Genomic DNA, 500 nt, shown 5'->3' on the forward strand with positions numbered 1-500 from the left:
TGCTCGTTGTCGCGGGCATAAAGCTTAATCAGCATGGTGTATGAACCGGTTGTAAAGTGGCACTCTACGATTTCAGGAATGTTCTGCAAACGCTCTACCACCTTTTTATACATATTACCGCGCTCCAAGTTCAAACCTACATAAGTGCAGGTAGAATAACCCAGGCTTTTAGGGTTTACATCAAAACCGCTACCGGTGATGAAACCATCCTCCATCAAGTGCTGAACACGCTGATGGATGGCAGCACGAGACACGCCACATTCTGCGGCTACGTCCTTGAAAGGAATACGGGCATTCTTGGAAAGGATGCCGAGAATCTTTCTGTCTAGATTGTCTATTTTCTCCATTTCGTTTTGTTTTATATTATTCTATTTATAAGGTACTTTTCTATACCAGATAGCAAAATTAATAAAATCTATTGAAACAGCAAACAAAATGCACGAATATTTTGCAATATCCGTGCATTTTGTTGTTTTTTATACTGATTTTAACCAAAAAAT

The 500-nt window shown here is 39.2% G+C and carries 1 protein-coding gene; it reads right to left on the bottom strand.

Features of this window, described 5'->3' with window-relative positions:
* Nucleotides 1-347, bottom strand: a 347-nt coding sequence (locus tag ABD126_RS38745) for an Lrp/AsnC family transcriptional regulator (RefSeq protein WP_343944894.1), incomplete at its 3' end; no start/stop codon positions are given.
* Nucleotides 348-500: the final 153 nt, after the last annotated feature.

The sequence above is a fragment of the Saccharothrix mutabilis subsp. mutabilis genome (assembly GCF_039521145.1).
Taxonomy (GTDB): Bacteria; Actinomycetota; Actinomycetes; order Mycobacteriales; family Pseudonocardiaceae; genus Actinosynnema; species Actinosynnema mutabilis.